The organism is Mesorhizobium caraganae (assembly GCF_016836705.1).
Taxonomy (GTDB): Bacteria; Pseudomonadota; Alphaproteobacteria; order Rhizobiales; family Rhizobiaceae; genus Mesorhizobium; species Mesorhizobium caraganae.
The window spans coordinates 1-6,193 of the sequence record NZ_JAFCGY010000068.1; the positions used below are offsets into that span (position 1 = coordinate 1).

At 64.9% G+C, this 6,193-nt stretch carries 6 protein-coding genes; 3 read left to right on the plus strand and 3 right to left on the minus strand.

Annotated features, from left to right (window positions below; translation table 11 throughout):
* Positions 1-156: 156 nt before the first annotated feature.
* Together JQK88_RS35050 and glcF are read left to right on the plus strand one after the other, a co-directional pair.
* Positions 157-1,362 (plus strand): FAD-binding protein, encoded by a 1,206-nt coding sequence (locus JQK88_RS35050; protein ID WP_203281129.1) that lies wholly within the window; start codon positions 157-159, stop codon positions 1,360-1,362.
* 13 nt (positions 1,363-1,375) lie between these two features.
* Positions 1,376-2,701, plus strand: coding sequence for a glycolate oxidase subunit GlcF (gene glcF / locus JQK88_RS35055; RefSeq protein WP_203281131.1), 1,326 nt, complete (start codon positions 1,376-1,378; stop codon positions 2,699-2,701).
* A gap of 68 nt (positions 2,702-2,769) precedes the next feature.
* On the opposite strand, the gene JQK88_RS35060 is transcribed toward glcF, so the two are convergent.
* Together JQK88_RS35060 and JQK88_RS35065 are read right to left on the minus strand one after the other, a co-directional pair.
* Positions 2,770-3,690 carry a bifunctional 5,10-methylenetetrahydrofolate dehydrogenase/5,10-methenyltetrahydrofolate cyclohydrolase gene (locus JQK88_RS35060; RefSeq protein ID WP_203281133.1) on the minus strand — a complete coding sequence of 307 codons (921 nt, stop codon included), beginning with the start codon at positions 3,688-3,690 and terminating at the stop codon, positions 2,770-2,772.
* A 267-nt stretch (positions 3,691-3,957) separates the two neighbouring features.
* Complete coding sequence (locus JQK88_RS35065) at positions 3,958-4,701, minus strand: L,D-transpeptidase (protein ID WP_192248113.1); 744 nt, start codon at positions 4,699-4,701, stop codon at positions 3,958-3,960.
* A 212-nt stretch (positions 4,702-4,913) separates the two neighbouring features.
* Here JQK88_RS35065 and JQK88_RS35070 point away from each other — a divergent pair, with 212 nt between their 5' ends.
* Positions 4,914-5,552, plus strand: coding sequence for a DNA-3-methyladenine glycosylase I (locus tag JQK88_RS35070; protein WP_112561990.1), 639 nt, complete (start codon positions 4,914-4,916; stop codon positions 5,550-5,552).
* Positions 5,553-5,673: 121 nt separating this feature from the next.
* Here JQK88_RS35070 and JQK88_RS35075 read toward each other — a convergent pair whose 3' ends face one another.
* Positions 5,674-5,916 (minus strand): hypothetical protein, encoded by a 243-nt coding sequence (locus JQK88_RS35075; protein ID WP_192248110.1) that lies wholly within the window; start codon positions 5,914-5,916, stop codon positions 5,674-5,676.
* Between the last annotated feature and the right edge of the window lie 277 nt (positions 5,917-6,193).

The following is a 6,193-nucleotide window of genomic DNA, read 5'->3' on the forward strand; positions in this document are numbered from 1 at the left end:
AGTGTTTCCACAACTGCGCAGATGCGCGGAATTGGGGCGCATGCATGTGCATCGCGGGCAGGTGGCATTTCCGGATATTCCGAGGTTTTGATGGGAGCGTCTAACAATTTCGGTTCCTCGCCCCCGCTTTGCGGGGGCGAGGAACCAGAGTTTACGATGACCACCTTCACTCCCACCTCGTCCACCGAAATTCTCTCCACCGTGCAATGGGCCGCGGCGGAAGAAACGCCGTTGGAAACCGTCGGCCACGGTTCCAAGCGCGGCATCGGCCGGCCGCAGCAGAGCGAGCACACGCTCGACCTGTCGAAGCTTACCGGCGTCACGCTTTATGAGCCGGCTGAGCTGGTGCTGTCGGCGAAAGCCGGCACGCCGCTCTCCGAGATCGAAAGCCTGCTTGCGCAAAACGGCCAGCAGCTTGCCTTCGAGCCGATGGATTACGGTCCGCTGCTCGGCGGCGCGCCGGGCAAAGGCACGATCGGCGGGGTGCTTGCCGCGAATCTGTCCGGCCCGCGCCGGCTGAAGGCGGGTGCCGCGCGTGACCACATCCTGGGTATCAATGCCGTTGCCGGGCGCGGCGAAGCCTTCAAATCCGGCGGCCGCGTTGTCAAGAATGTCACCGGCTACGATTTGTCGAAGCTGATGGCCAACAGCTGGGGCACACTGGCCGTGCTCACCGACGTCACCTTCAAGGTGCTGCCGGCGGCCGAGACCGAAGTGACGCTCGCCGTGCGTGGCCTGCTCGACGATGCCGCAGCAAGCGCCATGGCGCTGGCGCTCGGCTCCAGCGCCGAAGTGTCGAGCGCCGCCCATCTGCCCGAACGCATTGCCGCTCGTGTTGCCGGCGGCAGTCTCAGCAACGATGCCGCGACGCTGCTGCGCGTCGAAGGGTTCGGTCCTTCGGTCGCCTACCGCATCGAGGCGCTGAAGACCCTGTTGAAAAACGCCGGCCCGTTGCAGGAGATTGCGGGCGAAGCCTCATATGCAGTCTGGCGCGACGTCAGGGATTGCGCGCCATTCGCCGATGGCACTGAAAAGCCGGTATGGCGCGTCTCCATGGCGCCGTCCCAGGCCCACCAGATGGTGCTGACGCTGCGCATGCAGATCGGCGTCAGCGCCTTCTACGACTGGCAGGGTGGGCTGGTCTGGCTGCGCATGGAGGAGGGCGACCCCGAGGCCGGCCTGCTGCGCGGGCTGATCCGAAAACATGGCGGCGGCCACGCGACGCTGGTGCGCGCCGCGCCCGCGCATCGCGCCGCCGTGCCGGTGTTCGAGCCGCAGGCGCCGCATCTGGCGGCGCTGTCGGCGCGGCTCAAGGCTGAGTTCGATCCCAAGGCCATCCTCAACCCCGGCCGCATGGCCTAGGACGAGAAAAGAGATGCAAACCAATTTCTCCCTTGCCCAGTTGGCTGATCCACACGTCGCGGAATCGGAAAAGATCCTGCGCAAATGCGTGCATTGCGGCTTCTGCACCGCGACCTGCCCCACCTATGTGACGCTTGGCAACGAGCTCGATTCACCGCGCGGGCGGATTTACCTGATCAAGGACATGCTGGAGAACGGCCGTCCGGCCGACAAGGAGATCGTCACCCATATCGACCGCTGCCTGTCCTGCCTGGCCTGCATGACCACCTGCCCGTCGGGCGTCAATTACATGCATCTGGTCGACCATGCCCGCGCCCATATCGAGGAGACCTACACGCGGCCGCTGTTGGACCGGCTGACGCGCGCCATGCTGGCCTTCGTGCTGCCCTATCCCAAGCGCTTCCGCGCCGCGTTGAAACTGGCGAAGCTGGGCAAGCCGTTCATCGGCCTGTTCGAAAAGCTGCCGGCCCTAAAGCCGCTCGGTGCGATGCTGAAGCTGGCGCCGGGCTCGATCCCGACCGCCTCGCCAATGGCCTCTCCCGGCATCCATGCCGGGCAGGGGACGAAAAGAGCCCGCGTCGCCATCCTCACCGGTTGCGCCCAGTCGGTGCTCGATCCCGCCATCAACGAGACGACGATCGCGCTGCTGACCAGGCTTGGCGTTGAAGTCGTGGTGCCGCAGGGTGAAGCCTGCTGCGGCGCGCTGGTCCATCATATGGGTCGCGAGGAAGCAGCCCTCGCCTCAGCGAAGCAGAATGTCGATGCCTGGACGCGTGCCATCGACCAGGGCGGGCTCGATGCGATTGTCATCACCGCATCGGGCTGCGGCACCACCATCAAGGATTACGGCTTCATGCTGCGGCTCGACCCGGCCTATGCCGACAAGGCTGCACGCGTGTCGTCGCTGGCCAAGGACATCACCGAATATCTCTCGTCCCTCGACTTGCCGGAGCCGGTGCGCAAGCCGGGCACCGTCGTCGCCTATCACTCGGCCTGCTCGATGCAGCACGGCCAGAAGATCACCCGCCAGCCGAAGGAGCTGCTGGCCAAGGCCGGCTTCGTCGTCCGCGAGCCGCGCGAGGGCCACCTGTGCTGCGGCTCCGCCGGCACCTATAACATCCTGCAGCCGGAGATTTCCGCAAAACTGCGCGACCGCAAGGTGAAAAACATCGAGGCGACCGGCGCCGAAATCGTCGCCACCGGCAACATCGGCTGCATCACCCAGATCGCCTCGGCCGCCAAGCTGCCGGTGGTGCACACGATCAAGCTGCTGGACTGGGCCTATGGCGGCCCGAAGCCGGACGGCGTCTCCGAGGGAAGGCTGGTCGCTGTGGAGTAAGAAGACGATCGTAGGCGCCAGCCCCCTCATCCGGCCGCTTCGCGGAGGGGGCTTGGCGCCGCCGCATCTTACTCCGCCGCCAGCCTGTCCACCACGCCATACGTCGCCTGGTAGCGTGCCCGCTGGCGGCTGAGCGCGACCATGGTGTTGCGCAGCAGGATCGCCACGGTGATCGGGCCGACGCCGCCCGGCACGGGTGTGATCCAGGACGCGACGTGCTTGACGCTCTCGGTGTCGACGTCGCCGACGATGCGGCTCTGCGCGTCTGGCCCGATCTCGGAATTGATGCCGATGTCGATGACGGCGGCGCCGGGCTTTACCATATCGGCCTTGATCAGCCTCGGCTTGCCGACGGCGACGAACAGCGCGTCGGCCCGGCGCGCATGGGCGGCCACCGAGCGTGTCATGTGATGGCAAACCGTCACCGTCGCGCCTTCGCTCATCAACAGGAAGGCGATCGGCTTGCCGACGATTTCGGAATGGCCGACGACGACGACTTCGAGCCCCTTGAGGTCGAGGCCGGTTTCCTTCAGCAGCTCGACCGAGGCGGCTGCCGTGCAGGGCGCGAGGTCGAGCTGGTTGTAGACGATGTTGCCGATCGAGGCCGGATGCATGCCTTCGACATCCTTGAGCGGATGCACCGCCGCCTGCAGCGTCTTGATCGGGATGTGTGCAGGCACCGGCCGCTGGATGATGATGCCAGTGACGCGCGGATCGGCGTTGAGGCCATGGATCGCCGCTTCGAGTTCGCCGGCGGTTATGTCGGCGGCGAAGCGCCGCTCCTCGAAGGAGATGCCGGCGAGCCCGGCCTTGGCGCGCTGGTTGCGCACATAGACATCGACCGCATCGGTATCGCCGACGGTGATCGACACAAGCTTGGGTGGAAAACCCTCGGCGGTAGCAATGGCAGCATCCTCGCGCACGGCGGCGATGATGCGCTGGGCGACCGGGCCGCCCCGGAGATAGCGGCTGTCGTCTGGCTGAGACATGGCTGGACCTTCGTAGCGAATTTGGCCGCCCCTATAGCAGGGGAAATGTGGCAAGGGCAGCGTGAAAGCGAACCGTCATCCCCCCGGCGCGACGTTCTGGCACAGCTTCGCCCAGGCGCAGCCGGTCCTACCTCAAAGAAAAAGGGCAGCGCGGTTTCCCGTGCTGCCCTTTCCTGACTGGCCGCATCCCCACACGGCCCGTCCCCCGTAAACCCCTTGCCGATCCCTGAAGGTCTAGCCTTCCGGACCAGCTGATTCGCTAGCCGACTATATCACGACAACAGTCGTTCCAACATTGACCCTCTCGTAAAGGTCAACCACGTCCTCGTTGCGCATGCGGATGCAGCCGGACGACACCGCGCCGCCGATCGTCCAGGGCTGGTTGGTGCCGTGAATGCGGTATTCCGTCGTGCCGAGATAGAGCGCGCGGGCGCCGAGCGGGTTCTCCTCGCCGCCGGCCAGATAGGTCGGCAGATAACGGCCATTGGCGGCCTCGCGCTTGATCATCTCCGCCGGCGGGCGCCAGTCGGGCCAGACGCGCTTATTGGTGATCTTGTGCGTGCCGGACCATTCGAAGCCCGGCTTGCCGGTGCCGACACCGTAGCGCCGTGCCTTGCCGTTCTTCTCGACCAGGAACAGGAAATTCTGCGTCGTATCGATGACGATCGTGCCCGGCTTCTGCGGGCCGTCATAGGCGACTTCCTGCGGCAGATAGAGCGGGTTGATCTGCGGCCGCATCACCATGCGCTTGGCCGGAGCCTGCACCGAAGCGGTACGCACCCGGTCGGGCTGCGCCGGCTGTGCATAGCGAACGCGCGGCTGCTGGATCACCTGGCGGCTCTGGCGCACGATGCCGGGCGCGCGGCCAAGCTGCAGCACCCAGGGTGCCGAAAGGTCGGGGCTTACCATCACCGGCGGCCTGTCGGCATAGCGGTCGTTGGCGGCAGACGAGGTGACGCCGGCGGCCAGAATGGCCACGGCGCCGAGCACGGAACGCAAAAAGATCTTCATCGGAACGCACCTTGATCGTCGAACGGACGGAGGCGGAACTTGCCCCCGGTTGCGCGATCCTTGGCGTGAAGCCGCAACCGAAACATGAATCGGAATGCGTAAAATGCTGCTTTGTCAGTAAACCTTTTGGTGTGGTTACCGCCGCGTTCAGGAATCTGGTAAAGCCGCGGTAAATGCAGCGCGGCAGCGCGTTAACGAATGGATCTTTGACTATGGAAAAAGGAAACACCGGCCTGGTCGCCGGCCCCGACGGCATCATGCGCTGCTTCTGGCACGGCAACCTGCCTGACTATCTGCACTACCACGACCATGAATGGGGCCGGCCGGTGGCCGACGACCGCCGGCTGTTCGAAAAGATCTGCCTCGAAGGCTTTCAGTCCGGCCTGTCCTGGCTGACCATCCTGCGCAAGCGCGAGAACTTTCGCGAGGCTTTCGCCGGGTTCGACTTCGACAAGGTCGCCGCCTTCACCGACGAGGATGTCGAGCGCCTGCTCGGCAATGCCGGCATCATCCGCCACCGTGGCAAGATCGTCTCGACCATCAACAACGCCAAACGGGCGCGGGAAATGGTCGATGAGTTCGGCTCGCTGGCCGCCTGGTTCTGGAAATTCGAGCCGGGCAAGGAGGAGCGACCCGAAATCGTCGACCTCGCCCATCTGCGCGCCAATCCGACGACGGCGGTCTCGGTCAGGATTTCGAAGGAACTGAAGAAGCGCGGCTGGAGTTTTGTCGGCCCGACGACGGTCTATGCCTTCATGCAGGCGATGGGCCTGGTCAACGACCACCTCGAAGGGTGTGTTTGCCGCAAGGAGGTCGAGAAGGACAGGAAGGCGTTCAAACGGCCGAAGTAGCGCTGTCCCCCTACCTCCCCCTTGTGGGGAGGTCGCGCCGAAGGCGCGGGTGGGGGTCCCTTGGCGCTGCCCCCCACCCCGACGCTACGCGTCGACCCTCCCCACAAGGGGGAGGGTAAGCTCACACTCCGCTCGCGCCCGTCAAAAACAACCCCGCAACAATCGCCGCCAGTGCCGCAAAGGCCGGATAGATCACCAGCAGCCCGGTCATCAGCGCCTCGCGCATCGTCGAGCCCTTGCGCTCGTCGGCAGTGACCTCGAACGGACCGAGGCTCGCCGTCACCGGCGCACGGCTCTCGGCCGGCCGCAGCCGGACTTCATGCAAGCCGTCGTCTCTGATATCGAATTTCTGTGCCGCAGTCATGGCCCCAACCCCTTGTTCCGGCGCGCTTATCGGCTCCGATTGTGTCGGCACGATGCCGCACCGATGGCGGAATTGTTTCGTTTTGGTGCGTTTTGTTTCGAGGGGAGCTTCTTCCTTCCCCCCTTGTGGGGGAAGGTGGATCGGCGCGATAGCGCCGAGACGGATGAGCGACTATCTGAGGTGTCAAGTTGCATTTGCGAACTCGTTTCGCGCGTCGCGTGCTTTTGCATTGAGAATGACGAGCAGCTTGCGGGCGAGTGCAATGCGGATGACCATC

What these genes read in the sequence shown, in the direction of transcription:
- JQK88_RS35050 (WP_203281129.1), top strand. Translation starts at nt 157, where the DNA reads ATGACCACCTTCACTCCCACCTCGTCCACCGAAATTCTCTCCACCGTG.
- glcF (WP_203281131.1), top strand. Translation starts at nt 1,376, where the DNA reads ATGCAAACCAATTTCTCCCTTGCCCAGTTGGCTGATCCACACGTCGCG.
- JQK88_RS35060 (WP_203281133.1), bottom strand. Translation starts at nt 3,690, where the DNA reads ATGTCTCAGCCAGACGACAGCCGCTATCTCCGGGGCGGCCCGGTCGCC.
- JQK88_RS35065 (WP_192248113.1), bottom strand. Translation starts at nt 4,701, where the DNA reads ATGAAGATCTTTTTGCGTTCCGTGCTCGGCGCCGTGGCCATTCTGGCC.
- JQK88_RS35070 (WP_112561990.1), top strand. Translation starts at nt 4,914, where the DNA reads ATGGAAAAAGGAAACACCGGCCTGGTCGCCGGCCCCGACGGCATCATG.
- JQK88_RS35075 (WP_192248110.1), bottom strand. Translation starts at nt 5,916, where the DNA reads ATGACTGCGGCACAGAAATTCGATATCAGAGACGACGGCTTGCATGAA.